The sequence below is a fragment of the Natronomonas salina genome (genome assembly GCF_013391105.1).
GTDB lineage: Archaea > Halobacteriota > Halobacteria > Halobacteriales > Haloarculaceae > Natronomonas > Natronomonas salina.
Window position 1 is genome coordinate 1,650,595 of record NZ_CP058335.1, and the last position, 21,006, is coordinate 1,671,600.

Here is a 21,006-nt window from a genome sequence, read left to right on the forward strand (position 1 = left end):
CAGCGAAAGCAGTTTGTCCGAGAAATCCTCAAGTTTGAACGTGGTAAATTAGATAAGAATAACTATGAATACAAACAGACGTATAAGAACCTAATTAAAGAATACAACCAAGGTGAGGAAATCTAATGGAATTACTCTCACTTGAAATAAATGACTTCCGACAGTATAAGGGAACCCAAACAATTGACCTGCAGACATCAGATAAAAAGAACCTCAATATCATCGAGGGTCAAAACGGAGCCGGGAAGTCGAATATTCTAAACGCGATTACACTCTGTTTCTATGGACGCGAGCTTCATCAAGAAGCCCGGGGCGATGATGTCGAGCAGCTTCCCATGCTCACGGAAGACAAGTTGGATGAGCTCTCTACAGGTCAAGCAGCGAGTGGGCATGTCAAGATTGAGATGGGCGATGGGAAGCCCGAATATATTTTTAAGCGAGACTTTACCACATACAAAGTTGGGACGTCCTTCAACGACGATATTGGAGACCTTCAGCTCCAGCGTCGCTCCAATAATCAGTACACTATCGTAGAGAATCCCAATCGAACGCTCACACAGATCTTGCCTTCACGGGTGAAGGATTACTTTCTCTTCGACGGCGAAGCGCTGACAGACTTCTTCAGCGAGGGATACAAAACCCGAGTAGAGGATGCAATCGTCGATGTCTCGCACATCGGCCTGCTAAACGTTTCGATAGAGCACCTTGAGACGGTCAAAGGAGAGATTCGACGCAAAGCGAGTAATCTCGAAGGGCGTCCCAAAGAGATTCAAGAAGAGATAGATTCAATCAAAGCCGACTTAGACCGGCTTCGCACCGAGAAGGCAGAAAAAAAGCAAACTATCGAGGAATACGAATCTCAGATCGCGAAGATTAAAGAGAAGCTCCGAGGCGCGGCGAATGACCGGGCTCGCCAACTCGTTGAGCAACGAGAGTCACTCGAAGAAGAGATTGAGGATCTGAAGGAGGACAGAGAGGAGCAACGCACAGAGGCCCGAAAGTTGCTCAATGAAGCTGGCCCCAGCATTTTCTCGATGTCGGCGCTGGATTACACACAAAAACAGCTTGCCGAGATGGAGGAAAAAGGCCAGCTCCCGCCCAAAATCCGGGAAAGCTTTATTGATGAACTATTGGATGAAGGCACCTGCATCTGCGGCCGAAATCTCGAAGAGGGGAGTGACGACGAGGCACGTGCCCACCTGAATGAGATGCTAGAAACGGTGTCGGAAGTCTCCACAGACAATCTGGAAGGCAAATTCCAGATTCCTAATATAATCAAGGACGGTAATGAGGCAGCCAGCAGCTTGCGCGATAAGCGCCGCACGATTCGTGACCTGGCGGACCAGATAGACAAAGCAGACCGTGAGCTTGACGAAGTCAAAGCCGAGCTAGAAGGTTTTGATGTACCCGATGAAGTCGATGTCAGTGAGCTCTCCAAACAACAGGACAAATTAGAGCAACAGAAGGATGAACTGGTCGGGGAAGTGGGACGTCTCAAGGGCGAAATCGATTCTAAAGAAAGCACGTTAGATTCCAAAGAAAAGGAGTTCCGCAAAGAGGCTGAAAAGCAGGGCCGCCACGAGGACATCCTTAGCCAGGTTGACTTCGCTGACGGTGCACTCGAGGAGATGGAAGAGATTCGCCGGACAATCCTAGAGCGTATCCGGTCAAACACCGAAGAGAATCTCAACCAATACTTCAACGAGCTCATCTGGAAGAACGAGACTTACGATATTGTCCTAACTGATGACTATGGCATCGAGATCAGTGGCCCAGATAGCACTGATAACCGGATTGGGGCACTTTCAGCAGGGGAAAGCCAAGTACTTGCTCTCTCATTCATGGCGGCACTTTCGGATATCAGTGGCTTTCAAGCGCCGATCGTTATCGACACCCCACTCGGCCGTATCTCAAGCGAGAACCGGAAGCTCATTGCTCAAAATCTTCCCGACTATCTGGAAGACACGCAGATCACGTTCCTCATGACAGACACCGAATATGATGATGATGTTCGCAATCGGATGAAACACAGGGTGGCCAACGAGTACCTACTTGATTTCGACGGTGGGACAACGGAGGTGAAGCCCCGTGGGTGACCTAGAAAACGCCCCACGTGACATTACCATCCCGGAAGAAAAACAGCCAATGTTTAAGGAGTTGACTTCCAACTCGGACTCTCCATTCTTCAATGAGGATATGAAGGATCTATTCGTTTTCTCGGCTGCCTACGGCTACGACCGTGGGCTTCGTACAGAGTTGGAAGATACCAGGCACGCGCTATTCAATCGAGCCTCCCTGAGTGATGACCAGGTCTGGATTTTAAAATCCATTGCGGTCAAAGAGACCGAGTCACCGGAAACGCTGAAAGACGGAGCTGAATTATACGAAGTCGTTCGCGAATTTGCAAACGGTGGTATCGACCAGTTGTACACACAGTATACCGGCCCAAACGACATGTTTAGCAGCCTCTCGAAGAACATCATCAAAAAATCCGACATATAAGGTATGAGCGAATTCGATACGAGTAGTCGTGAGCCCGTTGCACTCAACGGCACCACTGTGGAACTGGAACTACGACCAGCCAATGGTACATTCCAAATTGGCCACTGCTACGGCTCACCAGAAGACCCTGGCCATGTCGCTTTACTCCGCGACGGAAAACCGATATTCCACAATCGGCCCATCAATCCACGCAGTACCTCTATCACCGATAACGGCCGCGCGGTAGTCGCTGATTGGCGGGAATATGGCGAGTCAACTGGCTCTAAAGTGTCCGTATACGATCCCGATGGTACTGTCGTCTGGCAGAAAGAATACGACGCGAGCTCACCTTTCGTCGCTATCTCGGCAGGGGGTGAATACATCGCTGTGTCACCGTACAATGGCGAGACTCGTGTCATTGCAGTCGATACAGAACAGCTAATAACTCTTCACTCGAACAAACTTGATAACCGAGAAAAGCCGGTCTTTGTGGGCGATAACCCAGAACTTCATCTTGGGCGTAATACGGGTGACAAACCAGCATATGGGATTACACTGGATGACGAGATCGTCTGGCGGAGTGAGGAATTTGACAAACATAGCTTCATAGGCTCCTTAGAGCTGGAAGCAGGGATAGAATGGGCTGAGACGGCAGACCGATTGATAGAGTCCTATGAGAGCGGCGACCAGGACATGCAACAACGCATTATAGAGACGATATTGGACACGTCCCTCGCGAATCTAAAGAGCGAATCTGAGCTTGAGCCCCCTCATAACGCACTGAGGCGTCTCTATGATTGTGTCAAGGGTGACGATCACAAACGAGCGGTTGCGATTCCGCTTTCGGATGCGAAATACCGCATGGCTCGTGCATATAAACGTCATAAGCCAACCCAAGATTGCCTAGATGCACTCGGTCAGGCAATTACCCTGGCTGAAGAGGGCCTGCCATGGTATGACGCAAAAAAGCAGCTCGCAAAGTGCTACCGATTCCGTGCACGGTTACACAAACAGCGGGGCAACTATGCCGCAGCAGTAGACGATATCGAACGTGTGTTCAACTTAGAAAACGAGTACGATGTCCAGCTTGCGACAGATGCTGATCGAAATCTCCGCCAAGAGTTAGTCGGCTGACTCATCAGACGATGAAGTTCGGTCAACGGGTGTGATATCCTCCGACCAGACGTCCTCGAAGTGTTCTGGTGTATACTTTCGATTTCTCTGACGACGGCTACCGCGGGTAGCTAGTGGCTCAAAATCAATGACAATCTCATAGAAATTTTGTTTCGTGTGGTGAGATTCATTGAGGAATCGGGGGACTAGCTCACCATGCAGATAGGCCAATTCGTCACGTTTCGCGACAAGATACGGTCCAACAACAGGTGCGAACTCGTCGATTGCTGCGGCACCATCAATTATGGTATTGAGGTACTGCATTTCATCAGTCGTAGTGCAGGGTAGGTTTTGCTGTTCACAAAACTGTTGCACTGATAAACCAAACGCCGGGTGGACACCACCTCGGTAAAGACGAATTTGCGGAGTCATCACGTAACCCATGCCGTAGCTTGAACGGCTGATAGAGGGACGAAAGGTGGCCAGAGCATCTATGATCCCGCCGATATACTCAACTGGATAGCCGTCTCGAAACCCAGTGTTCGGAATCACGTGCGTTTCCGGCTGTACGTCGCTGACATCATATTTATCGCGAAATTGCTCCGGGTCAGTGAGAGAGGCCCGACCTGAACTCGTCGTTCCGTAGTGGAGCTCGTTGACTGTTCGTGCGAGGCGATACATTTCATCGACTGAGAGAGAGTCCCGAGGCGCAATCTCGTCTCGATACGTACCAACGAGAAATCCGAGCTCTCTGACGGCATTGGCCGAGCGTCCTTCGACAAAATTGTAGAGTTTCTCAAATCCTGCATGTCTGTAGATACTGAAATACTCATGGCCCCCGTCTGGCGCAACAAGCTCGAAGTCAATTTTATGTTTTTCGAGTAGCTCTCCAATGAGTGCGATCACCTGGTCATTTCCGTGCCCCCCGATTCGGACCGAGGGCTGTGGGCGAAACTGCAGCTCAGGTTCGGTTCTGATATGGAATCGCACCCGAAGGAGTGAATCGAGAAGGCCGAGGTAGTAGTCGTCTGGAAGGCCTTCTGTGGACATAGCCAGTAAGTTGAATTCCGGAGTTATGGCTCTGTTGAAACCCTCCGCTTCTGACATGGGAGAATGTCGCTCTTCTTTCGGCTCGCGACCGAAGCGATAGCGATTATCCATTTTGTGAAACCCCACGGCATAAAGAGGATTTCAACAAAATCAGAGATATGAACCACCGGGATTCTCTATGCAGCAGACGCAGAAAGCCAGCCTCACTGATGAGGATAAATTCCTTTGGAAACATATGTGCTAGAGAAAAGCTATTTTAATGTACTGTCTAGCCACCAGTGCTAGCCACGATGATGAATTTGCCGTCAGGGTCCGATGCAGATGAAGACGATATTCTCCGCGCGACGAATGCCCTGCTCGGGCGAACGTTTGGAGATATTGACGAGCAGATTCACGGTATGACTGATGACAGTCGTGCAAGCTCAAAACACGGCGTTGCGAACGTTATCGAAGAAGGATATTTTAATATCCCAATCAACTCCGACGCGGGACCAGATTTTAGCAAAACCGGTATAGAACTGAAGGTCACGCCACTCCGATTGACTGGCAATAATGATCTCGTGCGACCGAAGGAGCGGCTCGTACTGTGTATGTGCGACTATAACGAGGTTGTGGATGCAAACCACTGGACTGACGTCCCCGCGTTACGCAAGAAGCTCAGTCGTGTGCTTATCATCTGGTATCTCCACATAGTCGGCCAGGATCGTTCGACCTACCCAATTGTCTGGTGGACACTGTGGGAGCCGATGACTGATCCTTACTGGTCAGAGATTCTCCAGTCAAACTTTGAAATCTGCAAGCAACGAATTCTCGACGGCGATACACCCAGCGAGAAGCACACCCGACTACTCGGGACCTGCCCGAAACACGGAGGCGGATACGACCGTGATAATCCGAGTCAATCTCCGCGCTCATCCCGCGTAGCCCCTGACGCACACCCCACACTGGACTACGCCGAAAAGCGTGGATGGTCGATCGGTATGAGCGGCTGTATGGAACTTTTTACTGCTGCAACTGGCCTCGAGAACGCAAAACGAGGACGGGCGACGGGTATCGAGCTGAACGCACTTTGGGGGGCTGCCTCACAGCGTGCTGCACACGACGTGCCCCGATTCAGCGACGCTTTTGAGGTTAGTGATTAGAAGATTAAAAATCAGTCAGCGTGGCGCCACCCTCGCTTGCCCGGACCTCTTCGATATCAGTGACAACTTCTTTACCGTCAGAATCAACATTCAGGTATAGATTGGAGATAACCGGTGGATACTCGTATGCAACGTGGTTCTGCCGCCAGCCATCCGGTGTTTGTACCATCGCATCCCACGTCTCAATAGTGATGGTTCCAGCGGGGTAGTTGTAATCGTTTTTGTCGTAGAGATACAGTGGGCTAGCTTCAAACTCGTTCGCGGTCTCGCCGACGAACTCACTCACCGTCTGGACGGACACATCAGCATCGACAGGGACTGCACTGCAGGGGTCTTCCTCTTGAGCCGCAGCGAGTGACTCTGTGAGCTCGACACGTGCTGCTTCCGAAGTATCGTCGTCGACAATGATGGCTGTCTTTAGCGGAACGCGTTCTGTCTCACGAGCCGCCAGCAGTTCGTCATCTGCACAGCCATCCAGGAACACCGTGTTGATGTTCAATTCACCCAAGTCCCGCTCTTCAGACGACCCTGGCAGCGACTGCAAGAGTTTCCGTGGAAACACGAGTTGCCGTAGCCGCCATATCTTCTGTGCCAGGCGTGCTTGCTCTTCCTCGAGAGTATTTCCCTCAGCTTGTCGCTCTTTCCACTCTTCGATTATCTCTTCGCGAAGTGTCGAATATGCTCCGACGTAATCGTCACTTAGCTCAAAGCCGAGGGGCCAACGATTCATTGCCTCAGCTTGAGCAAGTACTGTCCCAGTACCGGCAAAGTGGTCAAAGACGACATCGCCAGGGTCAGTTGTTAATTGAATAATTCGCTCCACAAGCGGTCGCGGGAAGGGGGCGGGATGGTCTATCGTCATATTCCCCCAGCCACCCTGAGTCGGTGTCACCATCTCCCATATGTTGTCCGGGACTTTTCCACGGGGGTGATACCGCTCTGGATAATTAATCCACCAGTCTTTAAACTCTGTAGCATCGGCGATACGGATCTTATCTAGGTCGAAGTGGAAATCGTTCTGCTTACTGAAGCAAAGAATATACTCAAAAACGTTTCGAAACTTGCCCTTTCCGCTATACGGCAGTGCGCGAACCTTATCCCAGATAACGATATCCTGCAGCACCCATGAGTCAGCGATCGAATCGTATTCGAAGGAGCACTCATCATCAGTGCAGTAGTGGACCCCGGTTTCACGATCCTTTGTTAGTGGGGCTCCACATTTGTCGCAGTTGGTTTTGTTCTCAAGGTTTTCACAAATATCAGCAATATCTGTCGGAAGTCGGATAGTCCGCCCACCCTTCTTGAACGTATTCACGATGACCCACAGGGAGCCATCCGGCTTCGTCAGGTCGTACGTCTGCTTGTAAACCCTGCGGAGCTCCTCAAGATAATCTTCGTAATCATCTCCAAGACCAATCTGTAGCTCTTCATCGTATCCATAGTCCTTCACATCGCCGTATGGTGGTGACGTAATCGTCGTGTCGATGAGTTGGCCATCGACATCACCGAATTGCTCAGTAAGTGTATCGTAGTGAGACCGAGTGTCAGCGTGATAGAGTCCGTAGCCCTCTGGAACCTCGCTATCAACAGGCGGAATAGGGGACGTATCGGCCATTAAAGGATTTTTAGAGCCAGGGTATATTGGTGCTGTGCTTCCTGAATCGGTTTGTAGTCACTATCTTGTTAATAAATATATCCTCCGGAGAGATACTCGAAGGGTGGGGAAAACAGAACAGCTCGTGCTCTATTTGTGTAATCACACCGCAACCGTCGTAACAGGCCACTTGACGCAGGTGTCTACGCTGTAAAGGGGGACTTTCCTCGGCGCTCATTATTTGGTACACCCACATCGGTGGCTAGGACTATACAACGTATCCCATCGTCTAATGGACTAGATGGGAACCGTTGAGCGACTCGCATTAGGGTGAAAAACGATAGGATGACTTCGAGATCTGCAATAAAGGGAGGAGGATACCTTCAGCGAGAAAACCACTACATGATTGGGGAGTGCCCAAACCCCAGTGAGGACTATGATCACGACCAGCTCGCTTCCTCTCCAGTTATACTCTCGTCGCCCCCTGATTCCGGTGTAAACTACTCCGCACGGTATGGCACGTAAATCGGTATAGGTGGCGCGATACACCTATACCGTGAAGTGGGGAGGCCTGAGGAAACTTTTGAGGGGGTATGCCAGCAGTATCGGAGTTGGACTGGTATGGAACGCAGTCAACAACGCTTGGCCAACAAAGTTTCCCGGTTCGGCAGTGCGTAGCAATAGGATCGTATTTCAAGAACCGCTTTGCCTCAACTGTTCAGTAGCCATCCAGCGTGTTTTGGTTGTTCTCCTGGAACTTATCGCCGAAGTAGGTCCGGAGGTCGTCTTCGAGAGATTCCTCCACCATTGCAAGATTATACAGGTCGTGGACGTCCTCGTAGGCCTCCCTGAGCGTCGAGGATTCCTTCCACTCCCAGCCATAGCCGTCGGTAATCCAAACGAACGCCGTTTCATTCTCACGCATCTTCGAGGAGAGGTCGTCGTACTCACGTTCGGTTGAGCTCACTTTACTTCCACCAGTCGTGTAACAGTTCGACTCGAAAGCAACAAGCAGCGTTTCCTTGTGGAAAATAGCGAAGTCGACTTGCTTCTCCTGGTCTTTGTTTTCTGGTTTATACCCGGTTGTGTACTGTGTATCGAGCCAAATATCATACCCATCGGCCGTGAGTGAATCAACAATCGGTTGTAACGCCTCTTCAACGGCATCTTCATACAATGTACCACTTCGCCCTTTTCGTGCATCGGTTTGGAAGCCTATCCGAACGCCAAGCGCGATGCTTCGTGCATCAGCCCCAGACTGTAGGACCTTATGGAGCCCAATGTCACACAGCGTCTCAGCGATTGTACGCGCTTGATCGAGGTTCCCACTCGCAACAGCCGCGTCTTCGGCGATCGGAATGCTCCGGTTTGTGGAAACGTACACGTCCTTTTTCGTACTGTGTCCGACCAGGAGGAAGCATGTCTTGACGAGTTCCTTTGGTGCACTGTGCTCAGCTATATTCCGGGCAAGCTCATTGACGAACTCATTCTCGGTCGTCGGTAAGGCGTCAATGGTTTCAAAAGGGCTCTGGTCGGCGAACCCGTGATACTCTAAGTCGGACCGTATCGTCTCTAAGTCGAGAAATGCATCATCGGGAATCGACCCCGGCCGAGCCGTCCGAAAGAATTCAATGAGAAAGTCATCAGTCGGTGGCTCCGACTGGCGAACATACATATAGGGTGCATCAGGTCCTCCAGATATAGTACCTTGCGTCATCTCAGCGGAAAAAACGCTACTAAGGTCTATCCCCTAGTTGTGCTTCTCAAGTTTCCGTAAATTGTTCGACACCCGCCTGAACGGGTGTCTCGGGGTTCTCGAAACCCTCGGAAGGTATCTCGTAGTTCACGTAAAGCGACTCGACACGTCCCTGGTTCGAGTTCGAGGCTGCAGTTTTCTTTTCCGCACTTTCAAGTCTCTTCCAGCCTCCTAGCAACAGCGAATCGTAGAGGTCGCTCTGATAGGTAGAAATCGCGACATCTGCAGCGCAGTCATGCAGCACGTCCAGCAGCGCTTTATGTTCTTCAGCTGCCATTTCATGGCGGTACGCGCTCCCACCCCGCGTGCCCAGCGGGTAAGGTGGGTCAAGATACATTATCGTATCCTGTCTATCAAATCGCTCGATAACGTCCAGTGCGTCTCTATTGAAAAACTGGACTCGCTGAAGTCGGTCTGCAACAGCTTCCAAGTGCTCAATTTTGCTCTTGAATCGAGAGGTGTGTTGCGCCATATCGCGGCGAGATTGAGTCGTTGAGTACGAGAAGCTCCCACTGCCGGCCGCCGAGTTGTATGCCATCGTTGAAGAGAGCCAGAACCGACGAGCTAGCTCAATGTTGTCAACCTCACTGGGATCAGTGTCGACTGCCTGCTCAAACTCACTCTCATGGTACGGCGTTTTTTGAAGCGAGTTAATAAGCTCCTCAGGGTTGTCGCGAAGTACCTCGAAAAATGTCATTACGTACTCGTCGAGGTCGTTGAACGCCTCGATAGGCGCCGGTTCGCGGTTCAACAGCACGGTGGCACTCCCGCCAAACGGTTCCACGTACCGTTTTCTGTGGGGGAGCTTTGGTAGCAGGAAGTCGAGCCACTTGTACTTCCCACCGTACCACGGGAACGGCTGCAGTCGGTTTGCCATTTGGTCTATACCTCAACTCGAAGGATGTGCTGATGGATATTTCGATTCCGATGGTCGTTAGGTCGTCGTATCGTCGGCTGCTCTGACATGGTTGGTATTCCCCAATATCCACAGCCAGCAGGTCGTATAAGGTACAGACCAGCACCAACCTGCGTGGCTCTGTCTATCGGGACACGACATTCTGGCCCCGTTTTCTGTTATAAAGTTTAGTCCAAGGGGAAGTACGGTACAACCAGAATCAGGGTCAACCCCGGACAGAACGCTGGTAGCGTCGAGATTCCTGCCATCACAGGGGCGGGCTGGAGTAGTTCTGGTATCGAGCATGTGGACGGCGACCTCACGCTCCGCGATGCGACCGTAGTCGAGTTTGGAATGAGACGAGTCCGGATACACCGTGAAGCGGAGCCACTATCTCGACTCCAACGTGTCGAGCTCACTAGCGATTCGATCGACCGTCTTCGAGCGTAACTCGTTCAATTCATCCGCGTCCCACTCGAACTCGTGCGGTACCTCCGGCGAGGTGAAGTACAACGTTGCCAGAACGTCCCGATTGGAATCCTGCTGATGAAGCGCGATCGCATAGGCCTCAAGCTGCGTCCGATAATACTCAGCTTTCTCCTCAACCTCTGCCTCTGTGATGTCGTTCGTCTTGTAGTCGACGACGTGGTAGGCGTCCGGCGTAACCACGAGGTGGTCGATCAGCCCCGAGACCTCCCCGTGGTCGAACGACGCCGTGACTGAGAGTTCGTCGTACGTGTACGCCACCTCGTGGCGCTCGTGAAGTCCATCGACGAACTCCATGGCCCGACTGGCGTGGTCGCGGACTCGTTGGCGCATAGCGTCGGTGAGCTCCACCTCGGAGTCCTCGGCTTCGTGCGTCCGCTCTATGACCGCATCCCACTGGTCGGACGGTGGCCTGAGCTCGCAGAGCCGGTGGACCATCTCACCGAAGACCGTCGACTCAAGGTCATCCGGCGGCCCCGCTTCCTCACCCGTACCCGACGCATCGGTCTCCTCTTCGGACTGGTAGCGGACGGTGTTCGTCCATTCGTCGACGACGAGCGACCCCCACCCGTCGAACAGTGATGCGAGATCCGTCGGCGTGAGGTAGAACTGCCGCGGCGGCTGCGACGGCGTTTCGGAGAGCTCCAGTTGCAGGTCTGGCGCGGCGGCATTCCCAGTCCAGTCCGCAGCAGGCGTGGGCAGCGAGATCGTGACGCTCGCGTCGCCGACGGTCTTGGTAATCCGGTCACGCTCCTCGAGCGCCTCGAGGACGGTGTCCGTCAGAACGTGCGGTTGCACCCAATCACGCCAGCTGCCGGCCTCCTCCGGGTCACCATCCTTCACATCGGTCATCGTGAGGACCTCGTCACCGTCGCCGTCGAGGTCGTGCGTCCCGGAGAGGAGCAGCCGGTCGCGCGCCCGGGTACAGGCCACGTAGAGGACGCGTTTCTCCTCGGCGCGCTCCTCTGCCCGGCGTCGCTCCTTGAGCGCCTCTCGGGCGATCGTCCCTGTCATGTCGAAGGGGTCGTCGGGGTCGGGCGCCTTCAGCCCGACTGCGTACGCCTCGTCGTCGACCTCCTCGAACTCCACACGGCCGTCGCCGACCGCGGCACGCATGTTGAAGCCCTTATCGAGCCCCGGGACGACGACCACGGGGAACTCCATGCCCTTGGCGTCGTGGACGGTGAGGATCTGAACGCCGTCGCCGCCGCCCTGGATGGTGGCCTCGCCTTCGCCACCGCCGAGGTCGCGCTGCCGTTCGATGCGGTCGACGAGCGTTGCGAGGCTGGTGACGCCGTCCTCGGTGTACGCCCGGAGCTGCTCGCGGAACTTGTCGACGTTCGCGACCGCCTGTCGCCCTCGCTCGTCGGCGCTGACGCTCGCGAGATACCCCGTGTCGGCGATAATCTGCGAGAGGAACGCGGCCCACGATCCATCGAGGTGCTGTTCGGGATCAGGGCCGAGTCCGGCTCGCGACCGCCACGCCGAGAGCAGACCGTAGGCGTCCGCAAGTTCCTCTTGGTCAGCCTCGCCCAGAGCGTCCCACAACGCTTCGCCATCCCGTTTCAGGAGCGCCAGAGTGTCGTCGGACAGGCCGAACAGCGGCGACCGGAGCGCGCCGTACAGCGCCCGCTCGTCGGCAGGGTCGGCGAGTGCCTTCAGCAGGTTCACCAGTGCGGTTACCTCCGTGGTCTCGTAGAACCCGACACCGGAGGCCACGGTGAACGGGATATGCTCCGCCTCGAGCGCCCGCTCATACCGCTTGAGGTGGGTTCGGCTGCGGAGCAGGATCGCAACGTCATCCGGCTCGACGTCCCGCGGCTCGGAATCGTCGACGTCACCGTCTTCGTCGTAGATCTGTGCGGGCTCGTCGAAGAGCTGGGTCAGGCGCGCGGCCAGGGCCATCCCCTCGAGTTCCGCATCGTGCTCGACGCGCGCCGTGGCGAACTCGTGGTCGTCGGCGAACCGCCGCGCCCGATAGTCCTCATCGGTCGGGACCGCGAGGTATTCCATCCCTGCGAGGTCGGCGGGGTCGTCCCGGTGGGCTTCGAGTCGCTGCGGTGCAGCCTCGTACGCAGGACCGTCCGCCTCGAACACCTCGTCGAACACTTCGTTGACGAACGCCAAGACGTCGGGGAGCGTCCGGAAGTTCGTCGAGAGCTGATCGTCCTCGCCAGCTACTGCGCCAGGTGGGTTCGCCCGTTCGAGCTCCGCTTCGGTCGCGTCGAACTGCGTGACGTCGGCGTTCCGGAAGCGGTAGATGCTCTGTTTCGCGTCGCCGACGACGAACACGTTCTGCGCATCGAACGCTTCGGGGTTCGGCGCCGTGAGGTGCTTGACGAGTTCCCACTGCCGCGGGTCGGTATCCTGGAACTCGTCGACCATCAGGTAGGCGAACTGCTCGCGGAGTTGTGCTCGGAGGTCTTCGGAGGCCTCCTCGCACAGGAACTGTAAGGCGAACTCGATCTGGTCGGTGAAGTCCACGACGTTCCGCCGGCGCTTGCGCTCGGTGTACTCCTCGTGGGCAATGAGCGCGAGTTGGGCGAGCGCCCGGACGAAGGGGACGCTGTTCTTGTCGGCCTCGATGGAGCCAGAGACGAGGTGGTCGGCGGGTTCGACGACGTCGACGATCGTCTGCATGGCGTCGTCGAAGACGGCCTTCTCCTCGTCCGCACCGCTCCAGCGCCCCTTGGCCCCCGTATAGCTGCTGTACTCGTCGCCGGAGCCCGTCGTCAGCTGGTCACAGAGGATGACGAAGCTGTCCCGGACCTCGAGAGTCTCGCGACCGGAAGCGTAGTCGACGCCGTCGAGGCACTCGAGGACGTCCAGCGCACGGCCCCAGGCCTGCCCGCCGGTCTCGAGTGCCGCCGGTGGCGAGTTGACCAAAGCCTCGACCGCGGCGACCGCCTCGCAGAATGTAGGGTCGGCGAACCGCTCGGCAGCTACGGAGGGCGAGACGGGGTGCAGTTCCTCGTTGACGAACTCGAGATAGTCGGCCTCGGTCGCATCCGCCCATCGCTTGGCCCACGTCACGCAACCCGGACGCTCCTGGAGCAGGTCGACGAGGACGGCCTGGAGGCCGTTCCGGTCGAACTGCCGGGAGAGCGTGCGGACCGCCTCGTGGTCGTCGTGGGTCTCTAGCACCGCCGCGACCGTGTCCTCCAGTAGTGCCCGCGTCTCGTGCTCCTCGAGCGTGTCGAAGCCAGGGTCGACCGTCGAGGCTGATAGGGCGTGCTCGCGGAGCAGTCGCGCACAGAAGCCGTGCAGTGTGTGGATGTATCCCTCGTCGAGACCGTCGGCGATCTCCCGCCACTGTCGATACGTCGCCGCATCGGAGTCTTCGACACGCTCGTTGATGGCCTCGCGGACGTTCGCCTTCAGTTCGTTCGCTGCCCGCTCGGTGAACGTCGTCGTGACGATCTGGTCGGGCGTCAGCGGCGCCTCCGGGTCCTCCGGTACCTCGTCGTCGAGTCCCCGTTCCAGCATCCGGACGTACCGCTGGGTCAGCGTCGTCGTCTTCCCCGTCCCGGCGCCGGCGGTGAGCGAGACGTTCCGGTCGAGGGCATCTGCTGCGCGTTGTTGCTCATCCGTGAGGTCCTCGAAGTCGACCATCTCACTGCACCTCCAGGGAGTCACTCGAGTCCGCATCGCGAGCGGCGAGTGGGACGTACGCGGCGACGCCGCGGTCGTCGATCTCGTCGATAACGTCGCGGCGACGATGCGGCCGGACGTCACAGGTATCGCTGTAGCCGCAGTACCGACAGCCCGCATCGTCGGGGTCGAGTACCGTCGGGTGGTAGTGGCCCGCCGTCATCCCGTCGGCGAGTTCCCCGAGTCGACCCGGCAGTACTGACTCCACGAACTGGCGGTACGCCCGGTGGGTCTCGAAGGTCGGCTTGCTGAACCGGGTGAACGGCGTGTCGACCCCGTCGCTGCCCTGCCACGCCGCGTGCTCCTGGGAGGCGACGAGTCCCTTCCGGTGGTTCACGTCACGCGGCGGGCTGACCTGGTAGTACGCCCCGCCCACGACCTCTACGTCATCGAGGACGTCCTCGATGAGGTGCGCATAGATCGGGAGCTGGTAACTGAAGCCGCCGAGAGTGTCGGTCTCGCTGGGCGTCCCGCCGGTCTTGTAGTCGCGGACGACCAGCTGGGTCGGGTCGGTCCCCGGGACGACATCGACACGGTCGATCATCCCGTGGATCGGGACTGGGCCGGCCGGCGTATCGACCACGACAGGCTTCTCACGGAGCGCTGGGCCATACTCCGACTTTCCGACGCGGGCCTCGAACCACGCCGGACGGGCCGTCGCCTTCGCCACCTCCTCGAACTCGTGGTCGAGAAACCGGACCAGCAAGCCCCGTTCGGCGCCGTCGTAGTTGCCGGTCCCGTAGTAGGGATTGCTGTCCGGGTCGCTCAGGCCGGCAAGCACGCCGAGCAGCCACTCGTACTGGAATGCGGTGGCCTCTTCGTCGAAGCGTTCCTCGAGGCGCTCCAGGGCGACGTCAAGGAGGTGGGCTTCGCGTGTCTCGCGGTCGGCGACGATCTCGACCGGCTCACCCGGCGCCGACTGCAGGTCGGCGTAGTAGTGTTCGAGGACGTCGTGGACGTATCCACCGCGGTCGCGGGCGTCCGGCTCGAGGCCGATGTCGTCGGGCTCCTCGATGTCCAGCACCGTCCCCATATAGTACTTGAAGCCGCACGTGGCGTAGGTTTCCAGTTGGCTCGGGCTGTACGGCTCCCGGACGGCCGGCCCGTGTAGGCTCGCGACGGTCTCTGGACTCAACTGGCCGTCGTGTGGGGTGAGCTCGTCGCACGCCCGGGCGGCCCCACAGGCGACGCCGTCCTGACAGCGTCTGTGCTGGGCATCGTCGAACGCGCCCGTCTCGCGTGCCTGATCGACGAGCGGCGCATACTCGTCGGTCCCGTCGTGGGCGAAGACCGAACCGAGGGAGCGCTGGACGTCCTCACAGCAGCCCGGCGGCGTCTCCTCGGAGGCAACCGACTCGGGGTCGAGGTCCGTCACGTGGCGCAGTTCCGTGATCACGTCGGCCTCGACGTACGGGTCGCCCTCCAAGGAGCGTTCGGGGACCGACAGCGTGAGCGAAGCCTCACTGGCCAGCAGGACGCCGAAGTGGTAGCGAGCCCGCTGCTGGAGGTCGGCTTGCTCGAAGTCCTCGTGGGCTTCGTTTATCGGCTGGAAGTAGAACGGCCGCTCGGGATTCGACGGCGCATGGCCCTCGGTGAGCCCGAGGACGTAGGCGTGCTCGAACTCCCGGGGTGCAGCGTCATCGAGGTCGCAGACGAGGACGGTGTCGTCCTCGCGGCCAGTCTCGGCGTCGAGGGAGACGCCGCTGAGGGCGCGGTCGAGGCGCTCGACGGCATCACCTCGGTCGGTGTCCGCAACGCCGTCGGTGAGTGCCAGCGTCTCCAGCACGCGATCGAGCTTGTTCGCGGCATCCGTCTCTGTCCGGCCGTGCGGCGACTGCGGGAGTGACTCGATGCTATCGACGACGCCCAGCCGGTCGAGAAGTTCGTCGACCGCCAACGGGAGGTCCGCGAGCGACGTGGCGCGAAGCGATTTCGCGTCGTCGACGATCTCCTGGATCGCCTGTGCCGTGTCGGCGTCCAGGTGGTCGTAGGCGGTCTCCAGTCTGCGAGACGTCAGGCGTCGCGCTACGCGGGTGATTTCGCGGTGGTCGATAGCGTCGTCATCCTGGCCGATGGTCACGAGCGGATTCGAGAGCAGCGACGTCACGGAGTCGACCGTCGGGTCCGACTGGCCGAGCGACAAGAGTTCCGAGAGTACCTCGCCGAGCGCCGTCGCACCGAACGGGCGTTCGATGGCCAGCGTCGCCGGGACGTCGTACTTCGCGAGCGTCTCGACGAGGCGTTCGTGATACGCCCCGCCGTCGACGAGGACGATTCCGAGATCGCCCGGGTCCGTCCCATCGGCGATCCGCGACCGGATGTCGCAGGCCACGTATCGGAGTTCCTGGGGAACCGTCTCCGGCTGAACGAGGTCGACGTTTTCCGGGTCATCAGAGGACTCAGTGGCTCCGCGATGCCGGTACATCCGTCGTGGCGTTGCGGTTCGGCCACGTTCGGCGTCGCCCGGTGGGACGTACTCCCGCTCGAAGGCCAATTCCCGATAGGCACGAAGCCCACGGTCAGCACCCCGATCGACGCCGACCGCCTCGTCGGTGTCGGTCACCTGCGGCAGGAGCGCGACGGTCGGCCAGGCGTCGGTGATCGCTTCGACGAGTTGGCGTTCCAGCGGCGAGAACAGCGAGAACCCGCCGAGGACGACCGCCTCGACCGAAGGGAACCACTCGGTGAGGTCGGTGTCGCTCTCGAGGGTGTGTCGGTATCGGTCTGCTAGATCTGTCCAGTCGGAGCCGCTATTGATTTCCTGTCGAATATTCTCGAAGGCTTTGGCAATCTGAGCAATAGATTCAGCATGGGATTCCAACCCCTCGTTTAGCAGTCTAGAACGGATTTCCTCTGGTGATTGAAGATTGGCGAACTTTAGGAGTGAAAGTAGATCCTTGACGTTCGTGCAGAGACCCTCTGAAGCCAACTGATTGCTACATCCAAGCGGATTTTCTGGATCATCGATTCCTTCAACAGCCAGTTCGAATAGGCGATCGCGTAGTGTTGCGTCCAAATATTGGTTATGACCGATGTACGCATCTCGTTCGAAACAGCCGTTTACGATACTTTCAAACGTCGCCACCCGCAGCGACAGCGGCGATCCGTACTTACGCCAGCGCTCGCGCGTCAGTCGTTCGGTGTGGTCGCTCCGCGCGAGATAGAGCACACTCTCGGGCTGGTCGCCCACCGTGCCCGCGAGCGCGTCGAACGCAGTAGATTCGAGTCGAGGATATCGCGGCCCGGTATACAGCTGCCGAGAATCCATGAATAACACGGAGTCGCAGGTAACGAGCAAGAAAGTTTGGGCGAGCACTCCAGCGGAATCCGCGGACAGATGCCTCGTGGGTTACCACCACTCCAGCGTCTCGTTGTATCGATATCGACGGTGATCAGATCCGCTGGCAGCTCTTGGTCAATCAACGGTAAAGAAGGGGCTCTGAAGGGTCTGTCTCAGGTCTACGGAAGCGGACTACAGCCGTCGCGAATGTTTTTGTAGACGATTCCACTCTTAGAGATATGGCAAACGGCCTGGATCCGACAGAGGAGTACGATGGGTCGATAATAGTGCGGACGTTCGACGACGACGGGTCGCGAGAGCGAGAGAAGTGTGCATCGTTCAAGGAAGCGATCGAGACGGTCAAGGAGTTACGGCACTCCCACGATGTCGTCGAAATCGTCGACAAGGACAACGAGGCCGTATTCAACTCGGTCGATATGAACATCGAAGACTGGGAGGTCGAATGGAAACACGCCAAGCGGCGACTCTCCGTGGATGTCGAGGAACGGGAATGCCCGTACGATAACGTCGCGTGTTTCGCAGACGACCTCTGTGTCCAATGCAAGATCGATAAGGTCCAGAATCAGGTTTGAGAGCTCTTGACGGCTGAGAACCTCCCTTCCTCAACATTACGTGATCCAGAGTTTGCCATCGAACTGCAACAGGTGAGGGGCGCATTACCCGGAGCCGAGAGAGCGTATCCGTGCGGTCGGATTCTCCATCCCTACGTAGCCTCTCCTCGCCCCTCCTCGCAGTCTTCGGTCACTCCCTCGTCTGCCTTCCTCGTTGAGTCACCTAGCCGGACGAAATTCCCTCATTTCCCGCACCTCAACACCCGACCGTGGTTACCAATCGCACAGACAAACATACCAGATGAATTCGTAACTAACAGTCAAATTCGCTTATACGGCTAGCAGACCACATCTAACCTGGTAACCGACGGCCAGTACGCCTCCTCGAATCCATGCCTCCCAATAGCCAACTCCCCCGCCAGCGGACACCAGCGCTGAGCCGACGGCTCACGATCGTCCTCACCATCGTCCTCACGGTGGCGCTGGGCGTGCCCGTGGTGAGCGCCCAAGATGGATCGACGCCCACACCCCAGGACAGCGCTATCGGGCCCGACGGCGAGATCCAGCGATGTACGGCGATCACCGAACCGGGGAACTACCACCTGAGCAGCGACTTCGAGGCCAGTACGGACGGGACCTGCCTCACCATCGAACACAACGAGTCATCGGTCACGATCGACGGCAACGGCCACACGCTTCAGGGCCCCGGCATGGACGGTACGACCGGAATCGCGGTCGACCCCGGCCAGGACGCTGGCAGCGTCGAGATCCACGCCATCACGGTCGCGGGCTGGGGCAGCACCGGTATCGAGCACATGAACGGCGACCTTACGCTCAGAGATGCGACCGTGACCAACAACGGCGACGGCTACCGAGCCCAGGGGATGAACAGCGGGACACTGCGGAACGTCACGTTCACCGGCAACGACGGCGCGGGAATCAGCACCGAGATGATCATCGACCTCCGCGTCGACGACGTCCAGTCGACCGGAAACGACGTCGGGATCGAAATGATCGACGGCGGCGACGTCCAGGTAACCAACTCGCACTTCACCGCCAACGACGGCGCCGGCATCTCAGTCGGCCACTCGATGAATGCGGCGTTCTCGAACGTGGATGCGTCCAGCAACGGCGGGAACGGCGTTCTCGTCGCCGGCTCCTCGATGGGCACGCAGGCCACCTTCGAGGACAGCTCGTTCACCGCCAACGCCGAGGACGGCCTCGAGGCCGTCTACTACTCGGGCAGCAACGACCAGGTCGACCTGACCAACGTCCACATCGACGAGAACGCCGGGCGAGCGATCTCGACGTCCGACACGAGCAATGGCGAGCAGGGTGACCCTGCCGTCGTCCAGGCGACGAACGTCACGCTTGGTGGCGGGCTGGCCGTCGACTTCGAACGACAGGGCCTGACGATCGAGACGGAGAAGACGGACTGGTCGGCGACGGACACGATGAACATCACAGGGAGTTCCGAGACAGCCGTCGACGCGACCTTCGACGTTGGCGGTGCGAACGGCCAGCTCTGGCAGCAGACGGACGACGCCTGGAATAAACAGGGCGAGTACAGCACGTCGGACGGGCGGTTCGAGGCGACCATTGGCGCAGGCACCTGGACGGCCGATAGCCCGGATAGTACACCAACGCAGGACGCGACAGCGACGCCCAGCGGCCCTCAGTCGTCGGGGACGACCCAAACCTCTCCTTCGGGTGGGGGCGGTCCCCAGGCGGCCGGTCAGACGGACACAGCGACCAGTGGGACGAACGGTCCGGGTATGCAAGCTGATTCCGATACTCTGTCCCCCGACACCGAGTCGACTCCGGGTTCGAACACGACGGGAGGGGGCAACCAAGTCAATACGATTGCGAATTCCCCGACCGATGATCCGGAGTCGCCTGCCGGACAGCCGGATACCGAGACCGTCACGCCCAGTGATACCGATCAGGACGAGGACGGAGATGGAGTAGTGGGCGACGGCCCTGGCTTCACGGGCCTGACGACACTGATTATACTGGTCGGGGCAGTGCTCTTGGCGGCCCGGCAATCGTAGATGGCGGCGTGATAACCGTCCCAGTCACGGGGTCGCGCGGATGACTTGGCCACCACACCCGCATTGCTCGACGTACCTGAGCGTCACCGCGTCGAACTCGGCCTGCAGGGCGTCGACGAGATAGTCGTCGGGGTGGCCGTGGGCTTTGTGCGTCACCAGGTTCACGTGCTGGCCGGCGGTCGTCTGCCGGATTGCGTCTTTGGCGTGCTCGACGAGCAATGCCTGGTCGTCCGCGTACTGCGGGAACTCGAGGTTCGCCGACCACGAATTGTCCTGCATTCGGTCCGTCACAGGCTGTACATCTGCATCATTCACTGCCAAGTGACTACCTACGTGAGCCGACCGCAACTACCCCTCGTACGTGTCTTATTCGGTGAGACACGGGTAATTTCATCCGATGTGAACGCGATACCCCGATATGGCGACGCTATTCAACCGCTCGCTGAATGCACTACTGGAGATAGATGACAGTACAAATCGCGGATAAGCTTCGGTCGCGACCGCGTGCTATGTCTCGACCAACTCTATTAATGGCCGGATGTTAGGTGTTAGTAGAGATTTCGCGGGTTCCAAGAGCGACGATCTGCGCCTAGCAATGATATCAAGGAGCCTGTCTCAATCCATGATAAGGACATCAAAACCACCTCAGGGCATCGGCACCCATTGACTTGTTCCTGTTCTTCCCTCATGACGAAACCCTTGCTGTGGAGGGTATAGAGACCTTGGACACGATGATAAGTAATTGGTCGGGATTCTCTTTGACAACCTAGTTGAAACGATTTCCGAGATGTAGGTGGCGGGATGAATTTTACATCTAGTGTTAATATCAAATTCCCTTTTGTTCCTTTTGAGAACCAATCAAAGGGTATAAAATCCTACAGTGGACTATATTCACTAATGCAGACAGTCTGGGCTAACCATCAGATTCGAGATAT

General features: G+C 57.4%; 13 protein-coding genes. 6 read left to right on the top strand and 7 right to left on the bottom strand.

Annotation, left to right across the window (positions count from 1 at the left end):
• Positions 1-125 precede the first annotated feature (125 nt).
• The 3 genes from HWV07_RS08715 to HWV07_RS08725 are packed head-to-tail and all read left to right on the top strand — an operon-like array spanning position 126 to position 3,615.
• The gene (locus HWV07_RS08715) at positions 126-2,096 is read left to right on the top strand and encodes an AAA family ATPase (protein WP_178333925.1); all 1,971 of its coding nucleotides are present in this window, start codon (positions 126-128) and stop codon (positions 2,094-2,096) included.
• The gene (locus HWV07_RS08720) at positions 2,089-2,502 is read left to right on the top strand and encodes a hypothetical protein (RefSeq protein ID WP_178333926.1); all 414 of its coding nucleotides are present in this window, start codon (positions 2,089-2,091) and stop codon (positions 2,500-2,502) included. The genes HWV07_RS08715 and HWV07_RS08720 overlap by 8 nt, the downstream gene beginning before the upstream one ends.
• Positions 2,503-2,505: 3 nt before the next feature.
• Entirely contained in the window at positions 2,506-3,615 is a 1,110-nt protein-coding gene (locus HWV07_RS08725; RefSeq protein ID WP_178333927.1) for a hypothetical protein, read from the top strand.
• Here HWV07_RS08725 and HWV07_RS08730 read toward each other — a convergent pair.
• A complete protein-coding gene (locus HWV07_RS08730) occupies positions 3,604-4,701 on the bottom strand; it encodes a hypothetical protein (protein ID WP_178333928.1) in 1,098 nt (365 codons plus the stop codon). The genes HWV07_RS08725 and HWV07_RS08730 overlap by 12 nt on opposite strands.
• Before the next feature lie 233 nt (positions 4,702-4,934).
• Here HWV07_RS08730 and HWV07_RS08735 point away from each other — a divergent pair, with 233 nt between their 5' ends.
• Positions 4,935-5,786, top strand: coding sequence for a MutH/Sau3AI family endonuclease (locus HWV07_RS08735; RefSeq protein ID WP_178333929.1), 852 nt, complete (start codon positions 4,935-4,937; stop codon positions 5,784-5,786).
• A gap of 4 nt (positions 5,787-5,790) precedes the next feature.
• Here the strand turns inward: HWV07_RS08735 and HWV07_RS08740 are convergent, their stop codons facing one another.
• The 5 genes from HWV07_RS08740 to HWV07_RS08760 all read right to left on the bottom strand — a co-directional run bounded on the left by HWV07_RS08740 (position 5,791) and on the right by HWV07_RS08760 (position 16,989).
• Positions 5,791-7,401, bottom strand: a complete 1,611-nt coding sequence (locus HWV07_RS08740) for a DNA-methyltransferase (protein ID WP_178333930.1) — start codon at positions 7,399-7,401, stop codon at positions 5,791-5,793.
• Between the two features lie 697 nt (positions 7,402-8,098).
• The gene (locus HWV07_RS08745) at positions 8,099-9,055 is read right to left on the bottom strand and encodes a DpnII family type II restriction endonuclease (RefSeq protein WP_178333931.1); all 957 of its coding nucleotides are present in this window, start codon (positions 9,053-9,055) and stop codon (positions 8,099-8,101) included.
• An 88-nt stretch (positions 9,056-9,143) separates the two neighbouring features.
• Positions 9,144-10,013 (bottom strand): DNA adenine methylase, encoded by an 870-nt coding sequence (locus HWV07_RS08750; RefSeq protein ID WP_178333932.1) that lies wholly within the window; start codon positions 10,011-10,013, stop codon positions 9,144-9,146.
• A gap of 408 nt (positions 10,014-10,421) precedes the next feature.
• Positions 10,422-14,129, bottom strand: coding sequence for a UvrD-helicase domain-containing protein (locus HWV07_RS08755; RefSeq protein WP_178333933.1), 3,708 nt, complete (start codon positions 14,127-14,129; stop codon positions 10,422-10,424).
• 1 nt (position 14,130) lies between these two features.
• On the bottom strand, positions 14,131-16,989 hold the full coding sequence (locus HWV07_RS08760) for a PD-(D/E)XK nuclease family protein (protein WP_178333934.1): 2,859 nt from the start codon (positions 16,987-16,989) through the stop codon (positions 14,131-14,133).
• A 698-nt stretch (positions 16,990-17,687) separates the two neighbouring features.
• Here HWV07_RS08760 and HWV07_RS08765 point away from each other — a divergent pair.
• Positions 17,688-18,041, top strand: a complete 354-nt coding sequence (locus tag HWV07_RS08765) for a hypothetical protein (RefSeq protein ID WP_178333935.1) — start codon at positions 17,688-17,690, stop codon at positions 18,039-18,041.
• Between the two features lie 371 nt (positions 18,042-18,412).
• Entirely contained in the window at positions 18,413-20,071 is a 1,659-nt protein-coding gene (locus HWV07_RS08770) for a right-handed parallel beta-helix repeat-containing protein (protein ID WP_178333936.1), read from the top strand.
• Between the two features lie 24 nt (positions 20,072-20,095).
• Here HWV07_RS08770 and HWV07_RS08775 read toward each other — a convergent pair whose 3' ends face one another.
• Complete coding sequence (locus HWV07_RS08775) at positions 20,096-20,350, bottom strand: CGCGG family putative rSAM-modified RiPP protein (RefSeq protein ID WP_178333937.1); 255 nt, start codon at positions 20,348-20,350, stop codon at positions 20,096-20,098.
• Between the last annotated feature and the right edge of the window lie 656 nt (positions 20,351-21,006).

Coding starts and splice junctions, on each gene's coding strand:
- HWV07_RS08770 (WP_178333936.1), top strand. CDS start 18,413: ATGCCTCCCAATAGCCAACTCCCCCGCCAGCGGACACCAGCGCTGAGC.
- HWV07_RS08740 (WP_178333930.1), bottom strand. CDS start 7,401: ATGGCCGATACGTCCCCTATTCCGCCTGTTGATAGCGAGGTTCCAGAG.
- HWV07_RS08730 (WP_178333928.1), bottom strand. CDS start 4,701: ATGTCAGAAGCGGAGGGTTTCAACAGAGCCATAACTCCGGAATTCAAC.
- HWV07_RS08715 (WP_178333925.1), top strand. CDS start 126: ATGGAATTACTCTCACTTGAAATAAATGACTTCCGACAGTATAAGGGA.
- HWV07_RS08750 (WP_178333932.1), bottom strand. CDS start 10,013: ATGGCAAACCGACTGCAGCCGTTCCCGTGGTACGGTGGGAAGTACAAG.
- HWV07_RS08745 (WP_178333931.1), bottom strand. CDS start 9,055: ATGTATGTTCGCCAGTCGGAGCCACCGACTGATGACTTTCTCATTGAA.
- HWV07_RS08755 (WP_178333933.1), bottom strand. CDS start 14,129: ATGGTCGACTTCGAGGACCTCACGGATGAGCAACAACGCGCAGCAGAT.
- HWV07_RS08725 (WP_178333927.1), top strand. CDS start 2,506: ATGAGCGAATTCGATACGAGTAGTCGTGAGCCCGTTGCACTCAACGGC.
- HWV07_RS08775 (WP_178333937.1), bottom strand. CDS start 20,350: ATGCAGGACAATTCGTGGTCGGCGAACCTCGAGTTCCCGCAGTACGCG.
- HWV07_RS08765 (WP_178333935.1), top strand. CDS start 17,688: ATGGCAAACGGCCTGGATCCGACAGAGGAGTACGATGGGTCGATAATA.
- HWV07_RS08735 (WP_178333929.1), top strand. CDS start 4,935: ATGATGAATTTGCCGTCAGGGTCCGATGCAGATGAAGACGATATTCTC.